At 72.9% G+C, this 20827-nt stretch carries 20 protein-coding genes; 9 read left to right on the top strand and 11 right to left on the bottom strand.

Translation table 11 applies throughout. The annotated features are described in order from the left end of the window. Positions 1 to 50: 50 nt before the first annotated feature. The 5 genes from MKK68_RS18695 to MKK68_RS18675 form a co-directional block, all read right to left on the bottom strand. Entirely contained in the window at positions 51 to 746 is a 696-nt protein-coding gene (locus MKK68_RS18695; RefSeq protein ID WP_244032213.1) for a glutathione S-transferase, read from the bottom strand. Between the two features lie 51 nt (positions 747 to 797). Continuing rightward, on the bottom strand, positions 798 to 1220 hold the full coding sequence (locus MKK68_RS18690; RefSeq protein WP_244032211.1) for a hypothetical protein: 423 nt from the start codon (positions 1218 to 1220) through the stop codon (positions 798 to 800). 182 nt (positions 1221 to 1402) lie between these two features. Further along, a complete protein-coding gene (locus MKK68_RS18685; RefSeq protein ID WP_147727633.1) occupies positions 1403 to 1789 on the bottom strand; it encodes a hypothetical protein in 387 nt (128 codons plus the stop codon). Positions 1790 to 1898: 109 nt separating this feature from the next. Further along, positions 1899 to 3770, bottom strand: a complete 1872-nt coding sequence (locus MKK68_RS18680; RefSeq protein WP_147727634.1) for a methylmalonyl-CoA mutase subunit beta — start codon at positions 3768 to 3770, stop codon at positions 1899 to 1901. A gap of 112 nt (positions 3771 to 3882) precedes the next feature. Beyond that, on the bottom strand, positions 3883 to 4686 hold the full coding sequence (locus MKK68_RS18675) for an undecaprenyl-diphosphate phosphatase (RefSeq protein ID WP_244032359.1): 804 nt from the start codon (positions 4684 to 4686) through the stop codon (positions 3883 to 3885). Here MKK68_RS18675 and MKK68_RS18670 point away from each other — a divergent pair. The 4 genes from MKK68_RS18670 to MKK68_RS18655 all read left to right on the top strand — a co-directional run bounded on the left by MKK68_RS18670 (position 4670) and on the right by MKK68_RS18655 (position 7664). After that, entirely contained in the window at positions 4670 to 4870 is a 201-nt protein-coding gene (locus MKK68_RS18670) for a hypothetical protein (RefSeq protein ID WP_147895768.1), read from the top strand. The two genes, MKK68_RS18675 and MKK68_RS18670, sit on opposite strands and share 17 nt — an antisense overlap. Positions 4871 to 4945: 75 nt before the next feature. Next, positions 4946 to 5638, top strand: coding sequence for a glutathione S-transferase family protein (locus MKK68_RS18665; protein WP_147727635.1), 693 nt, complete (start codon positions 4946 to 4948; stop codon positions 5636 to 5638). A 101-nt stretch (positions 5639 to 5739) separates the two neighbouring features. Next, complete coding sequence (gene queG / locus MKK68_RS18660; RefSeq protein ID WP_244032209.1) at positions 5740 to 6798, top strand: tRNA epoxyqueuosine(34) reductase QueG; 1059 nt, start codon at positions 5740 to 5742, stop codon at positions 6796 to 6798. Continuing rightward, positions 6795 to 7664 carry an SDR family oxidoreductase gene (locus tag MKK68_RS18655; RefSeq protein ID WP_244032202.1) on the top strand — a complete coding sequence of 290 codons (870 nt, stop codon included), beginning with the start codon at positions 6795 to 6797 and terminating at the stop codon, positions 7662 to 7664. Before queG ends, MKK68_RS18655 begins: the two co-directional genes overlap by 4 nt. A 16-nt stretch (positions 7665 to 7680) precedes the next feature. On the opposite strand, the gene MKK68_RS18650 is transcribed toward MKK68_RS18655, so the two are convergent. Then, on the bottom strand, positions 7681 to 8745 hold the full coding sequence (locus MKK68_RS18650; protein ID WP_244032200.1) for an esterase: 1065 nt from the start codon (positions 8743 to 8745) through the stop codon (positions 7681 to 7683). Positions 8746 to 8848: 103 nt separating this feature from the next. Next, on the bottom strand, positions 8849 to 9412 hold the full coding sequence (locus MKK68_RS18645) for a DUF533 domain-containing protein (protein WP_147843403.1): 564 nt from the start codon (positions 9410 to 9412) through the stop codon (positions 8849 to 8851). A 171-nt stretch (positions 9413 to 9583) separates the two neighbouring features. Here MKK68_RS18645 and mdcB point away from each other — a divergent pair, with 171 nt between their 5' ends. Together mdcB and MKK68_RS18635 are read left to right on the top strand one after the other, a co-directional pair. Further along, a complete protein-coding gene (gene mdcB / locus MKK68_RS18640; protein ID WP_244032198.1) occupies positions 9584 to 10453 on the top strand; it encodes a triphosphoribosyl-dephospho-CoA synthase MdcB in 870 nt (289 codons plus the stop codon). Continuing rightward, on the top strand, positions 10450 to 11370 hold the full coding sequence (locus MKK68_RS18635; RefSeq protein WP_243934978.1) for an acyltransferase domain-containing protein: 921 nt from the start codon (positions 10450 to 10452) through the stop codon (positions 11368 to 11370). Before mdcB ends, MKK68_RS18635 begins: the two co-directional genes overlap by 4 nt. Positions 11371 to 11497: 127 nt before the next feature. On the opposite strand, the gene MKK68_RS18630 is transcribed toward MKK68_RS18635, so the two are convergent. Next, entirely contained in the window at positions 11498 to 11851 is a 354-nt protein-coding gene (locus tag MKK68_RS18630) for a hypothetical protein (protein ID WP_147728881.1), read from the bottom strand. A gap of 253 nt (positions 11852 to 12104) precedes the next feature. Here MKK68_RS18630 and MKK68_RS18625 point away from each other — a divergent pair, with 253 nt between their 5' ends. Then, a complete protein-coding gene (locus MKK68_RS18625) occupies positions 12105 to 12992 on the top strand; it encodes a transglutaminase-like domain-containing protein (protein WP_147728880.1) in 888 nt (295 codons plus the stop codon). A gap of 19 nt (positions 12993 to 13011) precedes the next feature. Here the strand turns inward: MKK68_RS18625 and MKK68_RS18620 are convergent, their stop codons facing one another. Next, the gene (locus MKK68_RS18620; protein ID WP_244032357.1) at positions 13012 to 14124 is read right to left on the bottom strand and encodes an alpha/beta hydrolase; all 1113 of its coding nucleotides are present in this window, start codon (positions 14122 to 14124) and stop codon (positions 13012 to 13014) included. Between the two features lie 420 nt (positions 14125 to 14544). On the opposite strand from MKK68_RS18620, the gene meaB reads away from it, so the two are divergent. After that, a complete protein-coding gene (gene meaB / locus MKK68_RS18615; protein ID WP_243947029.1) occupies positions 14545 to 15534 on the top strand; it encodes a methylmalonyl Co-A mutase-associated GTPase MeaB in 990 nt (329 codons plus the stop codon). Beyond that, a complete protein-coding gene (locus MKK68_RS18610; protein ID WP_279604201.1) occupies positions 15531 to 16190 on the top strand; it encodes a peptidase C15 in 660 nt (219 codons plus the stop codon). Before meaB ends, MKK68_RS18610 begins: the two co-directional genes overlap by 4 nt. Positions 16191 to 16226: 36 nt before the next feature. Here the strand turns inward: MKK68_RS18610 and MKK68_RS18605 are convergent, their stop codons facing one another. Continuing rightward, positions 16227 to 17138 carry a response regulator transcription factor gene (locus tag MKK68_RS18605; RefSeq protein WP_243934987.1) on the bottom strand — a complete coding sequence of 304 codons (912 nt, stop codon included), beginning with the start codon at positions 17136 to 17138 and terminating at the stop codon, positions 16227 to 16229. Continuing rightward, complete coding sequence (locus MKK68_RS18600) at positions 17131 to 20565, bottom strand: ATP-binding protein (protein ID WP_243947023.1); 3435 nt, start codon at positions 20563 to 20565, stop codon at positions 17131 to 17133. The genes MKK68_RS18605 and MKK68_RS18600 overlap by 8 nt, the downstream gene beginning before the upstream one ends. Between the last annotated feature and the right edge of the window lie 262 nt (positions 20566 to 20827).

The raw sequence follows: 20827 nt of genomic DNA, 5'->3' as shown, positions 1-20827 counted from the left end.
GCAGTCCTCGCGTCGGCGCCCCAAGATCGCTCAGGGCCGCCGCCCCGGCGTCATCCGTCGAGCGCGGCGTAGCGGCGGAAGATGCCCTGCTCGTTGAACGGGATCCGGCGCGGGCTCGCGAGGTAGGCCGCGATCCGCGGGCGCACCGCGACCGTCGCGTGCAGCGCGGCCACGCGCGGATGGTCGGGGAGCCGCGCCGCCATCGCCTTCGGGAAGGCGTAGCGCAGCCCGTCGATCAGCTGGAACAGCGACAGGTCGGCGTAGCTCAGGCGATCGCCGACGAGGTGGGTGCCGTCGTTGCGGGTGAGCACGTGCTCGAACCACGCCAAGAACTCGGGGATGCGGTCGGCGCGGAAATGCGCGGCGCGGCGCGCGGCTTCGGTCGTCTGGTCCTCGTAGGCGAGGCCGGCCGCGATCGGGTGGTGGGTGTCGTGCGCCTCGGCCACCATGTCGGCGATGGTGAGCTGGATCTGGTGCGTCCAGATCCGCTCGCCCTCGGCCGCTCCGACCAACCCGAGCCGCGGGCCGAGATAGAGCAGGATCGCCGCCGTCTGCCCGACGACCACGTCGCCGTCGCGCAGGAAGGGCGGTGCGAAGGCCGGGCGCGGCTCGTCGAGATCCTCCAGGATCCGCGTCAGCGCCGGCAGGCCGAGACCGTCGGTCTCCGCCTCGCGGGCGACGTCGACGTAGGCCGCGCCGGCCTCTTCCAGGGCGAGGCGCACGAACTCGCCGCGGCCCTGCAGCATCGGCCATTAATAGAGCTCGTAGGGCATCGCCGCGCCGTCACGCGCGCGGCGTCACTCGCCCGGGGCCTCGTCGGCGGCGGCCTTGTCGGCCGGCGGCTCGGCGCTGGCGACGGTCTTGCGCTCCAGCATCAGCTGGAGGCGGAGCGCGAGCTGCTGGTCGAGATGGCGGGCGTAGGCGCCCTTGAAGAACTTGGCGCCGGTGCCGCCGCCGTAGAGGCGATCATGCGCCGCGATCATCGCGTCGACCTCGGGACGGCAGAGAAAGCCGATCACGCCGGCGGCCTGGAACCAGCGACCGGCGCGGGCGTGGTTCATCGCGCCCGGGTTGGCCATCACCGTCTCGGCGAAGCAATCGGTCGCGGCCTGCTGCAGCGGCGCCAGCACCTTGTCCGCCTCGGGCTTCGAACGCTCGCGCGCCGTGGCCGGCGCGAGGGCGAGGAGGAATGCGAGCGCACCGAGCAGCGGGGTCTTCATGGCGCGGGAAGCCTCGAACGAGTGATCGATCGAGGCGAGTATTCCCCAGGGATTTTGTCGGGAACAGGGCCGTCCGCGCCGCAGCGCACGCGCCGGGCGCGATCCTGCGCCATCGTCGCTTCCGCGTCACAGCGGCGCCCCCGCCACCGCCGCTTCGACCGCCGGTTTCGCCTGGGAGCGTCCTAGCCGCGGCGCTCGGCGTTCCAGCGACCGCTGCATTCGGGGCCGCCCTGGGTCGACCAGGTGCCGGTGCCGGTCCCCTGGCGGCCGAGGCGCCCGACGACGTTGGCGGTCGCCGCCCCGTTCGAGATCGTCGCGCGCACCGACCCGTTGGTCGCGACCCGGCCGCTGATCGCGAAATCGCCGCCGGGATAGCTGGCCTCGCCGCGCTGGATCCGCACGCCGTAGCGATAGGCCCGGTCGCAGATGCCGGATTCGGTGATGACCTCGATGCTCCAGTTGCCGTCGTAGCGGTCGGGGATCTGGACCTTCTTCCGGGCCGCGTCGGCGGGGCTGAGGCCGGCGGCTGCGAGGATGAGGAAGGCGGAGGCCAGCGTCAGTGCTTTCATCGGATCCCGATCGGGCGAGCGTGTCGAGTGCCCGGCACGCACCGCGCGGGCGTGCAGGCATGTCCGCTTCGAAACACGCGACGGCCGGATCGGTTGCCGATTTCCCCGCTCAGGCGCGGGCGGCCCGCCTCAGGGCGTCGTTCAGCAGCGCCAGGAGGTCGCCGCCGGCATGGAGGAAGCCGTGGACGCCCGCCGCCGCGAGCGGTTCGGCGAGATCCGCCCCCGGCTTGCCCGCGAGGTAGATCGTCCCGGCGCCGGCCGCCGCCAGGGCCTTCGCCGCGGAGACGGCGCGGGCTTCGTAGACGGCGTCGGAGGAGCACAGGCAGGCGAGCGCCGCACCCGAGACCTTGAACGCCTCGGCGAGGCTCGCATCGTCGGGGAACCCGTCGTTGCTCAGCGCCTCGATGCCGCCGGCGGCGAAGGCGTTGGCGGCGAAGGTCGAGCGGGCGTTGAACACCGCGACCGGGCCGAGATTGGCCAAGAACACCTGCGGGCGCTTCCCGGTCTTGTCGAGGAAGCCGTCGGAGGCGTCGCGCAGGGCCTCGTAGGGCTCGGCGAGCCGCTGCGACGGCAGGGCGTCGCAGGCGACCGCCGTTCCGCTGCCGAAGCTCGCCGCCGGGGGGGCGGCGACGGGCGCCACGTCGAGCACCGCGACCGACTTCTCGGCGAGGTAGGGGAATTCGGTGGCGCCGGTCAGCGCCTCGCGCCGCGTCGCGACGTTCTTCGCCCGCGTCTCCCGGGTGATCTCGATCCGGCGCTGGAGCTTGCCGACGCTGAGCGAGGCGACGATGCCGCCCTCGCGCTCGATCGCCTGGAACGCCTCCCAGCCGGCCTCGGCCAGCTGCGCGGTCAGGCTCTCGAAGCCGCCGGCGCCGGCGGCCGGATCGGCGACGCGGGCGAGGTTCGATTCCTCGATCAGCACGATCTGGCTGTTGCGCGCCACCCGCCGGGCGAAGGCGTCGGGGAGACCCAGCGCCTGGGTGTAGGGCAGGGCGGTGACGGCGTCTGCGCCGCCGAGCCCGGCCCCGGTCGCCGCCATCGCGGTCCGCAGGATGTTCACGAAGGGGTCGCGCCGGGTCATCATCCGCCACGCGGTCTCGGCCTGGAGCCGCAGCGGCTTCGGAGCGAGCCCGCAGGCCTGCTCGATGCGGGCCCAGAGCCGGCGCATCGCCCGAAACTTCGCGATGGTGAGGAACTCGTCCGCGTCGGTCACGAGCAGGATCCCGACCGCGTCGCGGGCCCGTTCCAGCGACACCCCTTCCGCCTCCAGCGCCCGGAGATAGGTCACGGCCGTGGCGAGCACCGCGCCCAGCTCGGCCGCCTCGCCGGCGCCGGCCTCGTGATAGGGCCTCCCGTCGGCCAGGAGCGCACGCCCGGTGAAGCCGGCGGCGTCGAAGTCCTTCACCGCCTGCCCGAGCTTCGGCGCGATCTCGGACCACACCGCCCCGAGGCTGCCCGAGGCGGCAAGCGTGCCCACCGGATCGATGCCGAGGTCGAGGTCGCAGGCCGACAGGTCCTCGCCGCGCGCCTTCGCCAGCTCGACCACGAGGCGGGCCGCCTCCAGCCCGAGCGGGCCGGCGTCGACGCGCAACCCGATCAGCGGCAGCATCACGCCGGCAAGCGCGGCTTCCAGCTCTTCGACCGTGCGTGCGGTCAGGCCGTAGCCGTGGGCCGCCGGCGCGCCGGAGAACACCAGGGTCAGCGCATCGGCGCCGCCTTCGAGGTCGGCCAGCGCCTGCCGGTTCGCCTGCTCGATCTCGGGATGGTCGACCCGCTGGGCGATGCGCCACGGGCCGGCCGCGCGGACCGGCTGCGGCACGGGCTCGGCCGCCTCGTAGAGCGGCTCGATGCGCAGGCCGTCCGCCGTCTTGGAGACGAGGCGCTTCTCGTAGTCGGCGCCCTTCAGAACGCCCTCGACGAGGCCGAGCCAGCGCGCGCGGGTCGCGGGCTCGAAGAGGTCGGCAAGCGGTCTGTCTTCCATCGCGGAGGGCCTTCAAACGGTGCCGGGATGCGGGTCTTTCGCCCGCTCTCCCCATCCGTCTGCCCTCGCACGGCCCCGCTGGCGAGGCAATCGACGGCGGCGACCGTATTTTTTATCCAAAGATGATCAGGCCGGCGAAGCCCGCCGAGCCGACGATGATGCGCCACCACGCGAACAGCCAGAAGCCGTGGCGGGAGACGTAGTCGAGCACCGTCCGCACCACGACGAGGGCCGAGACGAAGGCCACCACGAAGCCGATGACGATCAGCCCGACGTCGTCGCCGTTGAGGTTCTTGTAGTTGTCGAGCAGGTCCTTGGCGAAGGCGCCGGCCATGGTCGGCATCGCGAGGTAGAACGAGAACTCGGTGGCGGAGCGCTTGTCGGCGCCCATCAGCATCGCGCCGACGATGGTGGCGCCGGAGCGCGACACGCCCGGGATCATCGCCAGGCACTGGAAGATGCCGATCTTCAGGTCCATCAGCAGGGTGAAGTCGTAGACGTCGGTCTTCTTCACCTCGAGATCGGTGTCGTCCAGGACGAGCAGCACGAGCCCGCCCGCGACCAGGGTCGCGCAGACGATCCACGGGTTGAACAGGTAGGCCTTGATCACCTTCGAGAACAGGCCGCCGATGATCGCCGCCGGCAGGAAGGCGAGGAGGATGCCGAGCACGAACCGGCGCGCCTGCGGGTCGTTCGGCAGGGCGAACGCGATGCCGAGCAGCCGGCGGAAATACACCGCCAGGATCGCCAGGATCGCGCCGAGCTGGATCAGCACCTCGAAGGTGTTGTTGGGCGAGTGGAACCCGATGAAGTGCCCGACCAGGAGCTGGTGCCCGGTGGAGGAGACCGGGATGAACTCGGTCGCGCCCTCGACGACCGCGAGCACGACCGCCTTCGCGATGCTCATCGCATCCATCATCGCAGATCTCGCATCATCGCTGGTCTCGACCGTTCGCGCCGCGCCGGCCGGCGACCGGCCTGAGGAAGTGGAATCGCCGCCCGCGGCGGGACGCCCGCAGGCTTCGCCGACGATGGTGAACGAGCGGTTACCGCGTTCCGTGCGGCGTGTTAATGAGGCGGCAACGATCGAGCAATCATGATCATCCCACGCTCGGTCCCGCGGGTGTCCCGTGCGGCGCGTCCCGCCGGCCCTTTTCAGTCCGACAACGGCCTCGATGGCGACGCTCTATCACTTTCCCTTCTGCGCCAACTCGCGCTTCATCCGCCTCGTCCTGGCCGAGATGGGCCTGGAGCCGAGCCTCGTCGAGGAGCGGCCCTGGGACAGGCGCGACGAGTTCCTGCTGATCAACCCGGCCGGCACCACGCCGGTGCTGATGGAGCAGGGCGGCCTGGTCGTGCCCGGCGGCGGCATCATCGCGGAATACCTCGACGAGACCCGCGGCCTCGGCCTCACCGGGCGCCGGCTGATGCCGGACCATCCGGCCGAGCGGGTCGAGGTGCGCCGGCTGATGGACTGGTTCCTGGTCAAGTTCGAGGCGGAGGTGACCGGCTACCTCGTGACCGAGAAGATCGCCAAGCGCTTCATGACCAGCGCCACCGGCGGCGGCCCGCCGGACATGAACGCGATCCGCGCCGCCCGCACCAACGTCCGCTACCACCTGAAGTACATCGGCTACCTGATGGCGCGGCGCCGCTGGATCGCCGGCGACCACCTGACCTATGCCGACCTCGCCGCCGCGGCGCATCTGAGCTGCGTCGACTACCTCGGCGACGTGCCGTGGGACGAGGACGAGACCGCGCGCGACTGGTACGCCCGCGTGAAATCGCGGCCCTCCTTCCGCGCGCTGCTCGCCGACCGGGTCGCGGGCATGCCGCCGGCCGGGCATTACGCGGACCTGGATTTCTGACCGACCGCCGCATCTTCGCAGGCCGGGACCTGCGCCGCCTCGTCGAGGCCCGCGCCCGCCACCTGGGCTTCTGCGACCTGCAGGTCACCCGCCCGGAGGCGGTGCCGGAATTGCCCGGACGCCTCGCCGCGTGGCTGGGCGAGGGCGCCCACGGCACGATGGACTGGATGGAAGACCGCGCCGACCAGCGTGCATCGCCCAAAACCCTGTGGCCGGGGGTGCGCAGCATCATCATGCTCGCCACGAACTACGGACCGGAGACCGACCCGCTCGATCTGCTCGCGAAGAAGGATCGCGGCGCGATCGCGGCCTACGCCCAGCGCCGCGACTATCACGAGGTGGTGAAGGGCCGGCTGAAGGAGCTCGGCGGCTACCTCTCGGCCAAGGGCGACGTGCGGGTGAAGGTGTTCTGCGACACCGCCCCGGTGATGGAGAAGCCCCTGGCCGCGGCGGCCGGCCTCGGCTGGCAGGGCAAGCACACGGTGCTGCTGTCGCGCGATCACGGCAACTGGCTGCTGCTCGGCGCGATCTACACCTCGGCCGACTTGGAGCCGGACGCGCCCGAGCCCGACCATTGCGGCTCGTGCCGCGCCTGCCTCGACATCTGCCCGACCAACGCCTTCCCGGGCCCCTACCGGCTCGATGCGCGCCGCTGCATCTCCTACCTGACGATCGAGCATGCCGGCCCGATCGCCGCGGAGTTCCGCACCGCCATCGGCAACCGGGTGTTCGGCTGCGACGACTGCCTCGCCGTTTGCCCCTGGAACAAGTTCGCCCGCGTCGCGCAGGACGCGCGCATGGCCGCCGATCCCGGCCTCGACGCGCCGCCGCTGGCCGAGCTCGCCGCCCTCGACGACGCCGCCTTCCGCAGGCGCTTCGCCGGGACGCCGGTGAAGCGCACCGGCCGCGACCGCTTCCTGCGCAACGTCCTCATCGCCGTTGGCAACTCGGGAGACCCGGCGCTGGCGTCCTCCGCCGTGCGGAACCTCGCGGACCCGGCCGCGATCGTGCGGGGCATGGCGGTCTGGGCCTGCGGCAGGCTTCTCGGCGCCGCGGCCTGCCGTCCCCTTTACGAACGCCACGGGCTCGGCGAGACCGATCCGGACGTTCGGGCCGAGTGGCGTGCCGCGCTCGACCCGCCCGCGGAGATGCCATCATGACCCTGTTCGTCTTCGGCCTCGGCTTCTCGGCCCGGCGTTTCTCGGAATGCGCGCGCGGCCGGTTTCCCCAGATCGTCGCGACGGTGACCGAGCCGGACAAGGCCCGCGCGATCGAAGCGGAGACCGGGCTGTCGATGAGGGCCTTCGGCCCCGAGGCCGACGACCCGCGCATCCCCGCCGACCTCGCGGCGGCCGACGCGCTGCTCGTCTCGGTCCCGCCCGACCGCGACGGCGATCCGGTGCTGCGGCGGTTCCGCGACGACATCGCCCGGAGCCGGATCGGCTGGATCGGCTACCTCTCGACGATCGGCGTCTACGGCGACCAGGGCGGCGCCTGGATCGACGAGACCACGCCGGCGACGCCGAAGAGCGCGCGCTCGCAGGGGCGGCTGGCCGTCGAGAACGCGTGGCGGGCGCTCGGCGCCGAGACCGGCAAGGCGGTGCAGGTGTTTCGGCTGTCGGGCATCTACGGCCCGGGCCGCAACCCGATCGTGAAGCTGCGCGACGGCCGATCCCAGCGCATCGTCAAGGCGGGGCAGGTCTTCAACCGCATCCACATCGACGACATCGCCGCGACGCTGCTCGCCTCGCTCGACCGGCCGCGCAACGGCGCGGTCTACAACGTCACCGACGACGAGCCGGCGCCACCCCAGACCGTCACGGAATACGCCGCGGCGCTCACCGGCCTGCCCCTCCCGCCGGAGGTCGACTTCGAGACCGCCGACCTCTCGCCGATGGCACGCAGCTTCTACGGCGAGAACAAGCGCGTGCGGAACCGCCTGATCCGCGCGGAACTCGGCGTCGACCTCGCCTTCCCGACCTATCGCGAGGGGCTGCAGGCCTTGAAGGACGAGGCGGCCGGCTGACGGAGCCGGCCCACCGTCACGGGCGCGGCGGCACGTGCGCGTCGAGCCAGGCGGCCAGCCATGCGGCGACGTCGAGGCTGTTCCTGTCCTGCATCAGCATGTGCGAGTTGCCCGCCATGCCGACGTCGGGCAGCAGGACCAGCTCCGCCTTGCCGCCAGCCTTGTTGGCGGCCTCGACGAAGGCGCGGCAGAGCTTCAGCCGCGGGGCCCAGCGCGGCACGCGCTCGACGTAGTCGCCCCACAGCACGAGGATCGGCAGGTCCCTGTAGGGTGCCAGGTCGTCCTTGGCGGGATCGGGGCAGGCGGCTGGCTCGATCGCCACGAGGCCGCGGATGCCGGCGCGATCGAGCGCGGCGGTCTGGAACGGGTAGATGCCCGATTGCGAGTGGCTGATCAGGATCGCGCCGTCGAGCCCGGTTTTCTCGATCGTCTTGGCCAGCTCGGACAGGGCCGGCACGGTCGGGTTCGGGGTCGGCAGGGCCGCGGCCCAGTCGGCGACCATCTGCTTCCAGAACTCGGCCTGCGCCTCCAGCGGGAACTGCATCCCGGGAAACACCTCCGGATATTTCGGGCCGAAGCGGAAGATCGCCCAGGCCGGCTCCTGGCCGGCCGACACCACCGGCGGCAGCGTCTCGGGCGCCGCCTGACCGGTCTTCACCGTGTTGATCCTGGACGGGTCCACCGCCGAGCGGCCGCGACCGGCCTGGTCGATCACGTAGGTCGGGAACCCGGCGCGGACGAAGAACTCGTCCCAGCCCATGCGCCCGTCCGGCGTCGTCTCCCAGGTCTTGCCCGTGAGGCAGCAGCCGTGGATCAGGACGATCGCCGGGCGCTTGGCCTCCACCGGGATCTGGTAGCGCACGTAGACCTGGTCGACGCTGATCGTGCCCGAGGGTGCGTAGGCCGGCAGCGTCGAGAGGGTGTCGGAGGCGACGCTGCGACCGCCGACGAAGAAGCTGCCCTGCCGGGCGATCGTCAGCGGCCCTGCGGGCTTGGCCGCCGCGGCGGGCGGGGCGAGCAGGCTCCCGATCAGGGCGATGGCGGCGAGACGCCGCGGCGGCGTCGTGTTGTCCTCGGACATGCGGTTCCCGGTTCCCCGCGGCGCCGTCTTCCGTGGCGCCGCAGCCGGAACCTAGCACCGCCGCGCCCGCCGGCATCAACCGGAAGGTGCGGCGGCGCGACGATCAGGCCGAGAGTTCACGCTCGACGCGGGCCGCGGCCTCGGCCGGCACGTCGAGCGCCTCGGCCAGCATCTTGAGGAACTGCCGCTCCTGCATCGTGTCGAGGTCGATCGCCAGGGCCGCGGCGGCGTAGATCCGGGCGGCGGCGTCGGAATCGTCGACCGCGTCGGCGATCTCGTCGATCTCGGCCGGGTTGGCGAGCTCGCGCTCGAGCCAGGCGCGCCCGTCGCGATCGATGCCGGCCGCCGCGACGGCCTCGTCGAGCCGGCGCCGCTCGGCCGCGTCGACCAAGCCGTCGGCCACGGTCGCTGCTACCATCGCGCGCAGCATCAGGCGCGCCTCGTCTTCCGGCACGTCCTGGAACGCCGCCGTCTGCGCCTCGTCCGGCTTGCCGCCGCGCAGCGCCCGGAAGGCGAGGCCGCCGATCAGCGCGAGGCCGCCCAGGGCCGCGCCCGCCAGGGCTCCGCCGCGCGCCTTGACGAGGGCGTCGACGATCGACTTCGCGTCGACGGACTTCTTGGGATCGACGGGCAATTTGGCGTCGGCGGTTTTGTTCAGATCGGGCATCGCGGGCTACTCCGAACGCGGGCGGGGATCGGACCGGCAACGACCGGACGGGGCCAAGGTTCATCGGCATCTTCCGTCGCGCCGGTGGCGGTTGCCGGATTCGGGCGAGGCGGCGATAGAGGGCGGCACCAGCCGATGGCGCTCCTTCCCCGTCCCCTAAGCCGAGAGGCCATGACGACAGCCGCACGATCCAAGAGCCCGAGCCTGCCTCTGCGGGACGCCGAGCGCGCCAGGCGCATCGCGGCCGTGGCGGCAACCGCGTTGCGGCTCGAGCTCGACACCTACCCCAAGCCCGGCCTCGTCAGCCGCGTCGACAGCGGCAGCCATGCCGACATGGACGCCGCCACCTTCGCGGCGAGCACGGCGGCGATCGAGCCCTACCTCGCCGACCTCGCCGCCGCCGGCGCCCAGGAGGCGACGATGCCGGCGCTGCGCCGCATCGGCATCGCGGCCGAGGCGGCGATGCGCGCGGCGACCGGGGGCGTGAACACCCATCGCGGCGCGATCTTCGGCCTCGGGCTGCTCTGCGCGGCCGCCGGGTCGTTCACCGGCGAGACGATCCCCGCCGGCGGGCTCGGCGGCCGGATCCGCCAACGCTACGGCGACGCCATCCTCGACGGCCCGGTCCTGCTGCGCGCCCCCGGAGCCGAGGCCCGGCGCCGCCACGGGGTCGGCGGCGCGCCGCACGAGGCGGCCTCCGGCTTCCCCCACCTCTACGGGGTCGGCCTACCGGCCCTCGACCGCGGCCGGCGCCTGCGGCCGGACGATCCGGAGGCGGCGCGTGTCGAGGCCTGCCTCGCGCTCATCGCCACTTTGGAGGACACGAACCTGCTGCATCGCGGCGGCGAGGCCGGCTACGCCTTCGCCCGCGACGCCGCCGCCGGCTTCATCACGGCCGGCGGCGTCGGCCGGTCGGATTGGCGCGCCGCGGCGGAGGACCTCCACCGCGCCTTCGTCGCGCGCAACCTCAGCCCCGGCGGCGCGGCCGACCTGCTGGCGATGACGCTGTTCGTGGACGCGATCGAGGCGCCGCGCCCATGACGCTGGCGATCCTCTGCTCGGGGCAGGGCGCCCAGCATCCCGGAATGTTCGATCTCACCGCCGACCTGCCGGCGGCGCAGGCCGTGTTCACGGCGGCGCGGCCGCTGCTCGGGGCCGACCCGCGCGACCTCGCACGCGCCGGCGGCGAGGCCCTGAACGAGAACCGCACCGGGCAGATCCTGTGCTGCGTCGCGGCGCTCGCCGCCTGGACCCTCGTCTCGGAGGCGGCGCCCGGCCGCCGGATCGTCGCCGGCTACAGCATCGGCGACTTGGCCGCCTGGGGCTGCGCCGGACGCTTCTCGGCCGAGACCGTGCTGGCGCTCGCCGCGGCCCGAGCCGAGGCGATGGATGCGGCCTCCGGCTCGGGGTACGGCCTCGCCGGCATCCGCGGCCTGCCGCAGGCGCGGGTCGCGGCGATGGCGACCGCGCAGGGCTGCCACCTCGCGATCCGGAACGCGCCCGACAGCGTCGTGATCGGCGGAGCGGTCGGCGGATTGGAGGCCGTCCGCCGCGACGCCCTCGCGGCCGGCGCGCAGCGCGCGGTGCTGCTTCCGGTGCGGACGCCGTCGCACACCCCGCTCCTCGCGGACGCCGCCGCCCGCTTCCGCGAAACCCTGCGCGAGGCTCTTCCTGACAAGCCGGCGCGCACGGCGCCCCGTCTGGTCAGCGGGCTCGACGGCAGCACCGTGTTCGATGCCGCGGCCGGGCTCGACAAGCTCGCGCGCCAGATCGCCACCACGATCGATTGGGCGGCCTGCCTCGACGCCTGCCGGGAATACGGCGCCACCACCGTGCTCGAGCTCGGCCCCGGCCACGCGCTCGCGACGATGGCCGCCGCGGCGCTCCCCGACGCGCGGGTGCGGGCGCTGGAGGATTTCCGTTCCGCGGCGGGCGTGACGGAGTGGCTCTCGGCCTAGGGAACGCTGCGCCCGAAGCGCTCTCCCTCCCCCCGCGGAGGGGGGGAGGGGGGACGTGAAGCTGGGCGCCGGAGCGTTCAGTGGGCCCGGCAGCCCGGTGCCCGGCGGGCCAGCGCGCCCGAACCTGTCACGAATCGAGGGCGTCGGCCTCGTCGATGTCGAGGAGGAAGACGATGTCGGCTTCGTCCTCGTCGTCCTCGCCCTCTTCGGTGGTGGCGTCGTTGGCGGCGGCGTGGCGCGGATCGTCCTCGAAGTCGCCCTCGCCGTCGTCCTCCGCCAGCGCGTCCTCGAAGATCTCGATCTCGTCCTCGCTGGCGGCGCGGATCTTGAGCTCCGAGGTGCCGTTCCAGAGCGGCGCGCCGTCGCTCGTCATCTTCTGGATGTCTTCCTTGAAGCCGTCGCAGGTGAAGAGGTCGCGCGCGGTCTCCTCGTCGCCGTTGATGACCGCCACGGCTTTGCCCTCGATCTCGAGCGTGAACATCGCTGACTTCCCTCTGGTTACCGTGGTTGCGGAAGGCCCCGCATCCGGGCCGTTCGCGCCTGCGCCGCAAGAAAGCTCTGGAACTTCCGCGCACCGCTCTCAATCCGGTCGCGGGGATGCTGTAGGGGGGAACGGTACACCCGCCAACCCCGAATTATCGCGCCGTCCGAGCCCTCCGCGGTCCGCCTCCTGCTTGGACCCGGCGACGGCATGGCGTGGCCGGCGCCGGCCCAGGAAAGAAGGATCATCCCGGATGCGGATCAGGCTCGGCTGCGAGATGCGCTACGCCTTCCCCTATCCCGTGCCGATGGTGGTGATGCTCAACCTGCATCCCTCCTGCGCCGACGCCCTCGAGGCCCCCGATGCGATCGTCACCCATCCCGAGGTGCCGGTCGAGACGTACCGGGACAGTTTCGGCAACCTGTGCGGTCGCCTGATCGCGCCGGCCGGCGCGTTCACCATCGGCACCGACGGGGTCGTCGCCGACGACGGGTTGCCCGATCCCGCCGAGCGGGACGCCGAGCAGCACCGCGTCGAGGACCTGCCGGCCGAGACCCTGCTTTTCCTGCTGCCGAGCCGCTACTGCGAATCCGACCTGCTCGCCGACGAGGCCTGGCGGCTGTTCGGCGACGTGCCGCCCGGCTGGGCCAGGGTGCAGGCGGTGTGCGACTTCGTCCACGCCCACCTCGCCTTCGGCTACGAGTTCGCCCACCGCGACCGCACCGCGCTCGACGCCTACCAGGGCGGGCGCGGGGTCTGCCGCGACTTCACCCATCTCGCGGTGGCGTTCTGCCGGGCGCTGAACCTGCCGACCCGGTACTGCACCGGCTACATCAGCTTCATCGGCGAGCCCGAGCCGCATCCGGCGGGCGACTTCTGCGCCTGGATGGAGGTCTATCTCGGTGGGCGCTGGCACGTGTTCGACCCGCGCAACAACGCGCCGCGCATCGGCCGGGTGATGGTCGCCTACGGGCGCGACGCCGCCGACGTGCCGCTGACCCACACCTTCGGCCCGAACCCGCTGGTCGGCTTCCGGGTCTGGGCCGACGCCGTCGCGGTGATCGACCACCTCGACGCGGAGGCCGCCGAGGAGCCGGAGGAGCCACTGCCGCCGCAGACCATGACGACCCGGATGGGGTGAGGAGCGTTCATTCTTGGTCTCATGGGTCGGGACCGATGAGGCCCGGCGGACGCCCGCCGCCCCGCGGTCGCGGGGGCCGGAGCACGATCCGTGCGCAGGCCCCGCTGCCGCCGCGCGAGATCGCGCGCTTGACCACGCCCTGCACCTCGGGGTTCGAGAGGAACAGGTCGTGGTTGATCAGGCCGCCGCCGTAATCCGAGGCGTCGGCGACGCGCACGCCCAGCGCCTCCAGGCGGTCGCGGTCGGCGGCGCCGGCGCGCACGACGCCGCCGGCGATGGCGCCGGAGAGCTCGAGCGCGCGGTCGTTGGTCGACGAGATCACCGTGATCTTGTACACGTCCGCGCCGAGCTTGGCGACGCTGCCCGTGAACAGGTCGATGTCGATGTCGGGGGCGGCGAGCACCACGGCACCGATCCGATTCATCGCCGCGTCGCCGGCCTCGGCGCGCAGCATCCGCAGGGTCTCCAGCGTCAGCAGCGTCCCCATCGAGTGGGCGACGATGTTGATCCTGCCCGCGCTCTGGGTCGCCGCGAGGGCCTTCAGCAGGTCCTCGAACGCGTCGCGCGACCACAGCGCGCTCTCCCGGTCGTAGCCGTAATCGAAGGTCGCGGCGGCCGACGGCCAGGTGAACAGGCCGGAGACGCCGCGGAAGCGGATGCCGTCCGAGAGTCGGGCCGCGCTGACGGCGGCCGACTCGAACGATTCGCGGTAGCCGTGGACGTAGATCAGCACGTCGCGGCCGAGGGCGGCCTCCGCGAAGGCGTTGGCCGCGCCGGGGCCGGTCTCGACCTTCGGCACCGCGCCGATGGTCCAGTCACCGGAGATCACCGACGAGACCTTGCCGAGCAGCGACCGGTCGGGCGGGGACAGCCGCACCTCGGCGAAGCTCAGGCCGCGTCCGCGCTCGGCGTTGAAGTAGGGGGGCTTGGGCGGGCTGCCGACGGGCTTGCGCGTGGTGGCGACGAGCAGGACCGGCATCACGTCGAGGGCCGACTGCCTCTCGGGCAGCGCGACCGTCCCGGTCGAGAGGCTGTCCGTGACGCAGCCCCCGAGGGACGGCGCCAGCACGGCGGCCCCCCCGAGGGCACCGAGTCGGACGAAGGCGCGGCGGGTCGGAGGCTGGCGCAGCATGATCTCGGGTCTGTCCGGCACGAGGGGAGACGGCGATGTGTCCGGCTCCGAGACCTAGCCTGTGCCGCAGGATCATGACCATGGCAGGGCGTAAGCGTGACCGTTCGTCCGGTGGATTGCGGGCATCCGGCGCGGCGGCCGGGAGCCTCCTCCTGAACGGCGGCGGCGTACGGTGGTCGGAAGGGCAGGGGGATGTCTAGGGCAGGGGGATGCCTCACGATCGGAAAAGGACCCGCCGTGTTCACAGCGCGAAACCCTTTCGATCGCCAGGTCGTCACCGGCGCGTCGCGCGATCGGCCTGGCCACCGCCGCCTCCGTCCTGTCCGGCACCGGCGGCGCTGATGCCGGGATCGCGATCGGCGCGGGCCGACCCGGTCCGTGCCCCTCGACGAACGCCGCCCGCCCCGGCATGAAGGGCGGATGACGCCTCCTTCCCTCGACATCGATGCGCTCCGCACGCGGCTGCTCGCCGGCGACCGGGCCGCGCTCGCCCGCGCCATCACCCTCGCCGAGTCGAAGCGGGCCGATCACCGGGCGCTGGCGCGGGACCTGATCGACGCGGTTCTGCCGCAGACCGGGCAGGCGATCCGCGTCGGCATCACCGGGGTGCCCGGGGTCGGCAAGTCGACGACGATCGACGCGCTCGGCGCCAACCTGACGGCCGCCGGCCACAAGGTGGCGGTGCTGGCGGTCGACCCGTCCTCGACGCGCACCGGCGGCTCGATCCTCGGCGACAAGACCCGGATGGCCCGCCTCGCCCTCGATGCCAACGCCTTCATCCGTCCGTCGCCCTCGTCGGGTACGCTCGGCGGCGTCGCGGCCAAGACCCGCGAGACCATGCTGCTGTGCGAGGCGGCCGGGTTCGACGTGATCCTGGTCGAGACGGTGGGCGTCGGCCAGTCCGAGACGGCTGTGGCGGACCTGACCGACTTCTTCCTGGTGCTGATGCTGCCGGGTGCCGGCGACGAGCTGCAGGGCATCAAGAAGGGCATCCTCGAGCTCGCCGACATGATCGCGGTCAACAAGGCCGACGACGGCGAGGCGGAGCGGCGCGCCAACGCCGCGGCCGGCGAGTACCGCGCGGCGCTCCACATCCTGACGCCGGCCTCCGCCACCTGGACGCCGCCGGTGGTCACCATCTCGGGCTTCCACAACCTGCGCCTCGACGCGATGTGGGACCGCGTCGTCGACCACCGCCAGAAGCTCACCGCCACCGGCGAGATCGCGAGGAAGCGCCGCGAGCAGGACGTGAAGTGGATGTGGGCGCTCGTCCACGAGCGCCTGCACCAGCGCCTCGTCGGCACGCCGGAGGTGCGCAAGCAGACGGCGGAGGCGGAAGGCCGCGTCGCGCAGGGCGAAGCCTCGCCGGCCGCGGGCGCGGCCGCCATCGCCGAGCTGATCGGGCTTTGAGCCTGGCGGCTTCCAGCGGATCGCCGGTTCTTCTGATCACCGGGTTCGGCCCGTTTCCCGGCATGCCGCGCAACCCGAGCGCGGCGCTGGCGCGCCGCCTCGAAAGGTCGAGCCGCCTCAGGTCGGCCCTCGGTCGCGCCCTGCGGGTGCGGGTGCTGGACACCACCTACGACGCGATCGGCACGCAGCTCGTGCCGACGCTGGCGCAGGCGCCCGCGGCGGTGCTGATGCTCGGCGTCGCCTCCCGGGCCAAGCGCATCCGCGTGGAGGCGCGGGCCTGCAACCGGGCGAGCCGGTTCTACCCCGATGCGTCGGGGCGCCCGTCCGCCCACCTCACCCTCGATCCGGACGGACCGCCGGCCCGCCGTGCCTTCGTCGCGCCCCAGGCCCTGGCGATCCTGCGCCGGCACGGGCTGGCGGCGGGGCGCTCGCGCGATGCCGGGCGCTACCTCTGCAACGCCAGCTACTTCCGCGCCCTGGCCGAGCCCTGCCCGGTGCTGTTCGTCCACATCCCGCCGGCGGCAGCGGTGAGGCGGCCCCGCGACGCGGCGCGCCCGCGGCACGGCCGACCCGATCCCGCGGCGCAGGCGCGGGCGCTCACGGAGGTGGCCTTGTTCCTTTGCGTTCGGGGACGGGCGGCCGCCTCGAAGCGGTGATGCTGCGTCGAATGTCTCACGTCGCCGCCGCGTCGCTCACCCCAGATCCTGCAGGTGCCGCGCCGCGATCACCGAGGCGGCGGTGCGGTTCTCGACGCCGAGCTTGGCGTAGATGCCCTCCAGGTGCTTCGTCACCGTGCGCGGGCTCAGCCCCAGGATCTCGCCGATGTCGCGGCTCGACTTGCCGCGCGAGAGCCAGAGCAGCACCTCCGCCTCGCGGCCGGTGACGCGAAGCCGATCGCGCAGGCGGTCCAGGCCCGCGGCGGTGTCGTCCCGCGAGAGGCGCAGCAGGATCTCGTCGCCGGTCCGGCCGATGAAGCTGAGGACGTGGGCGCGGCCCTCGCGGTCGCGCAGGCTCAAGGGCGCCGCCGCGCCGCCGTCCAGGGCGTCGCGCAGCCAGGCGCGGCTCGTCGCCGGCAGGGCGAGCGACGCGCCGGGATCGGCCGCGAGGTCGGCGAGCAGGCGCGCGGCCTGCGGCGTGCACCAGGCCACCGCGCCGGCCGCGTCCACGGCGAACAGCGTGCGGCCCGCGGTGTCGAGGGCCGCACGCGCGCTCTGGGCGGCGCGGGCGCTCGCCAGGTGGACGCGGATGCGGGCGAGGATCTCGTCCGGCGCGATCGGCTTGGTCACGTAGTCGACGCCGCCGGCGCCCAGCCCCTTCACGATGTGCTCGGTCTCGGTGAGCCCGGTCATGAAGATCACCGGCACGTGCGCGACCTGCGGCTTCGCCTTGAGGCGGCGGCAGGTCTCGAACCCGTCCATGCCCGGCATCATCGCGTCGAGCAGGATCACGTCGGGGGTGATCTCGTCGACCAGCGCCAGGGCGAGGTCGCCCGCCACCGCCACGAGCACGGTGGCCCCGGAGCGCTCGATCGCCTCGGTGAGGAAGCTGAGGGTGTCGGGAGAATCGTCGACGACGAGGACGATGTCGCGCTGCGGCTCAGGCATCCGAGGCGAGGCCTTCCCGATCCACCGTCCGCTCCACGGCCTGCTCGGACATCTCCTGGAGGATGCGCAGGTAGCGCCGCATGTCGAAATCCGCCACGAGGCCGCGCATCTCCGCCACGAAGGCGCCCGGCACGCGCGCATCCTGCGCCATCTCGGCGAGCTTGGCCTCGATGCCGCGGATGTGGCCGATCCGGCCGAGGCGCAGCAGGTCGCCGACCTGCTCCGGCGACGGCCCGGCGGGCGCCTCCGGCGGCGGCGTGCCCGGGGCCGGCGGCGGCTCGGGCTCGGGTTCCTGCGTGCCCGACCATTCCAGGCCGAGCAGCTGCGTGATCCGCTCGAGGAAGTCGCGCAGGTCGAAGGGCTTCGCGATGATCGCGTCGTGCGGGGCGTCGTCGCCGCGGATCGGGCTGATCTCGTGGACGTTGGCCGACATCATCGCGATCCGCCCGGAAAACCCGGTCTCGCGCAGCCGCTTGGCGACCGCCCAGCCCGAGAGCCCCGGCATCGCGATGTCGAGGAGCAGCAGGTCGGGCCGATCCGCCTGCGCCGCGGCGAGGCATGCCGCCCCGTCGGCGGCCTCGATCACGACGAGGCCCTCCGGCTCGAGGATCTCGCGCATCAGCGCGCGGTGGCCGGCATCGTCGTCGGCGACCAGCACCGTCCGCCGGGCGCCGCCGTAGGCCCGGGCCGGGACGGCCAGCGGAAGCGGCGTCGGCGCGGGGCGCGAGACCGAGGCCAGCATCAGGCGGAAGCGGAAGGCGGTGCCGCGGCCGAGCTCGCTCGTCACCGAGATCTCGCCGCCCATCACCTGCGCCAGCAGGTTGGCGATGGTGAGCCCGAGCCCGGTCCCCGGCGTGCCGGCGGCGGCCGGCGTCGCGCCGCGCTCGAACGGCTCGAAGATCCGCTCGAGGTCGGCCTCGGGGATGCCGGGCCCGGTGTCGCGGATCGTGAACACCGCCACCTGGCTGCGGTAGCTGAGGTCGAGCGCGACGTGGCCGCTCTGCGTGAACTTGATCGCGTTCGAGAGCAGGTTGAGCAGCACCTGCCGCAGGCGCTTCTCGTCGGTGGCGACCACCGCGGGCAGGATCTCGGGCCGGGTGAAGCGGAAGTCGAGGCCCGCGGCCTGCGCCTGCAGCCGCACCATGTCGACGATCTGGTCGAGCACGTCGGCGATGCGGATCTCGTCGCGGTGGATCTGCAGGCGGCCCGCCTCCATCCGCGAGATGTCGAGGAGGCCGTCGATCAGGCCCGAAAGGTGCTGCGCGCTGCGCCGGATCACCCGGATGCCGTTCTGGCGCGCGGGCGGGATCGCGACGTCGCCTTCGAGCAGCTGCGCGTAGCCGAGCACCGCGCTGAGCGGCGTGCGCAGCTCGTGGCTGATGCCGACGACGTAGCGGCTCTTGGCGAGGTTGGCGGCTTCCGCCGTCTCCTTGGCCGCCTGGAGCTTGGCGTCGGTGACCTTGTGCGCCTCGATCTCGGCCTCGAGCAGCGCGGTCTGGCGCCGGGTCTCGGCCTGCGCGACGCGGCGGCTCTCGTGGGCCAGCACGAACAGCCAGGCGACGACGCCGAGGATGACGATCAGGATGAAGAACACGCTGGTCAGCGCCGCCCGCAACGCCGCGCGGTGCTCGGGATGCTCCAGCGTCGCCCCGGCATGGACGATGCCGAGGATCAGGCCGACCACGGCGACCAGCGTCAGCATCAGGGCGAGGTAGCGCCCGAGCGGCGCGCCGATCCAGGCCGCGGTGCGTGCCGGCACGATCCGGCCGAGCGCGCCTTGCGCCTGCGCCTCCAGCTTGCCGTGCGGCTTGCACAGGTCTCCGCAGCGGGCGTCGAGCGAGCAGCACAGCGAGCAGATCGGCCCGTCATAGGCCGGGCAATGGGCCATGTCCTCGCCCTCGAACGGCAGCTCGCAGACCCGGCAGACGATCTCGGAGTCCCCCCAGTCGGCCTTCGGCGTCCGGGCGAGGTAGTAGCGCCCGCCCGTCCCCCAGGCGATCAGCGGCGCCGCCGCGAACGCGACGCCGAGCGCCAGCAGCGGCGCGAACGGTTGCAGGGCGTGCCCGAGCAGGCCGGCATGGGCGAGGTAGCCGGCGAGCAGCGCCAGCGTCATCGCCCCGGTGCCCACCGGGTTGACGGCGTAGAGGTGCGCGCGCTTGAACTCGATGCCGGGCGGCGACAGGCCGAGCGGCTTGTTGACCGCGAGATCCGACGCCAGCGCCCCGACCCAGGCCGAGACCACGACCGCGTAGAGCGGCAGCGTGCTGGCGATGGTCTTGTCGATGCCGAGCTCCATCAAGAGCAGCGCGATGGCGACGTTGAACACCAGCCACACGACGCGGCCGGGATGGCTGTGGGTGAGCCGCGAGAAGAAGTTCGACCACGCGATCGAGCCGGCATAGGCGTTGGTCAGGTTGATCTTGAGCTGCGAGACCACGACGAAGCCGGTCATCAGGAGCAGCGCGGCCTCCCGCGAGGGCGTGACGTAGCCGAAGGCGACCGCGTACATCCGCGTGGGCTCGGCGGCGTTCTCCGGCGCGACGCCGTGCGCCATCGCCAGCACCGCGAGGAAGGCGCCGAGCAGGATCTTGAGCATCCCCGGCACGATCCAGCCGGCGCCGGCCGCCAGCACCGCCGCCCACCAGCGCCGGTCGATCCGCCCCGCCTGCCGCCCCTTCGCCTCCGGCACGAAGCGCAGGAAGTCGACCTGCTCGCCGACCTGCGCCAGCAGCGCCAGCAGCACGCCGACGGCGAGGCCGAAGCGGGCCGCGTCGAGTCCGGTGCCCGCGCCCGGGGCGAGGCCGGGGAAGGCGAGCATCGCCGCGAGCGGCGCGTCGCCCTTCCAGGCGATGCAGGCCAGCGGCAGCAGGTTGAGGCCGATCCACAAGGGTTGGGTCCCGATCTGGAACCGGCTGATCAGGCGGATGCCGTAGACGACGAGCGGGATCACGATCGCGGCGCAGGCGAGATAGCCGATCCACAGCGGCAGGCCGAAGCAGAGCTGCAGCGCCAAGGCCATGATCGCGGCTTCGATGGCGAAGAACAGGAACGTGAAGCTCGCATAGATCAGCGAGGTCACGGTCGAGCCGAGATAGCCGAAGCCGGCCCCGCGGGTGAGCAGGTCCATGTCGACGCCGTAGCGGGCGGCGTAGATCGTGATCGGCGCGGCGGTGGCGAAGATCAGCACGCCGACGACGAGGACGGCGGCCAGCGTGTTGGGGAAGCCGGTGGCCAGGACCAGCGTGCCGCCGATCGCCTCCAGCGCCAGGAACGAGAGCGAGCCGAGCGCCGTCTGCGCCACCTGGAACGCGGACCAGCGCCGCGCCTTCTTGGCGGTGAAGCGCAGCGCGTAATCCTCCAGCGTCTCGTCGGCGACGAGGCGGTTGTAGTCCCGGCGGATCGGGATGATGTGCTGGCGCCCGCTCATGGCGTGGTGGTCGGTCCCGAATCGTCCCCGGACGGCGTGGCCCGCGGACCGTGCGGCATCGATAGGCCGGATCGGCGCAGGATACGCAAAAATCGTGCGCCGCCCGCGCGGCTCGCGGGGGGGCGACAGCATTGAATTCGCGGGGCCGCGACGGCATATCGCCACCGCATCCGCGCCCCGGGTCCTGCGGGATAGGGCGCCGCGCGGACCTGTCCTGATGCGCTGCCCGACGACGAACCGACGTCCACTTCGTCCGGCGGCG

The organism is Methylobacterium sp. E-016 (assembly GCF_022829745.1).
In the GTDB taxonomy this organism is placed as follows: domain Bacteria; phylum Pseudomonadota; class Alphaproteobacteria; order Rhizobiales; family Beijerinckiaceae; genus Methylobacterium.
Note: the sequence above shows the minus strand (reverse complement) of the source record. Positions and strands in the feature narration are given on the sequence as shown.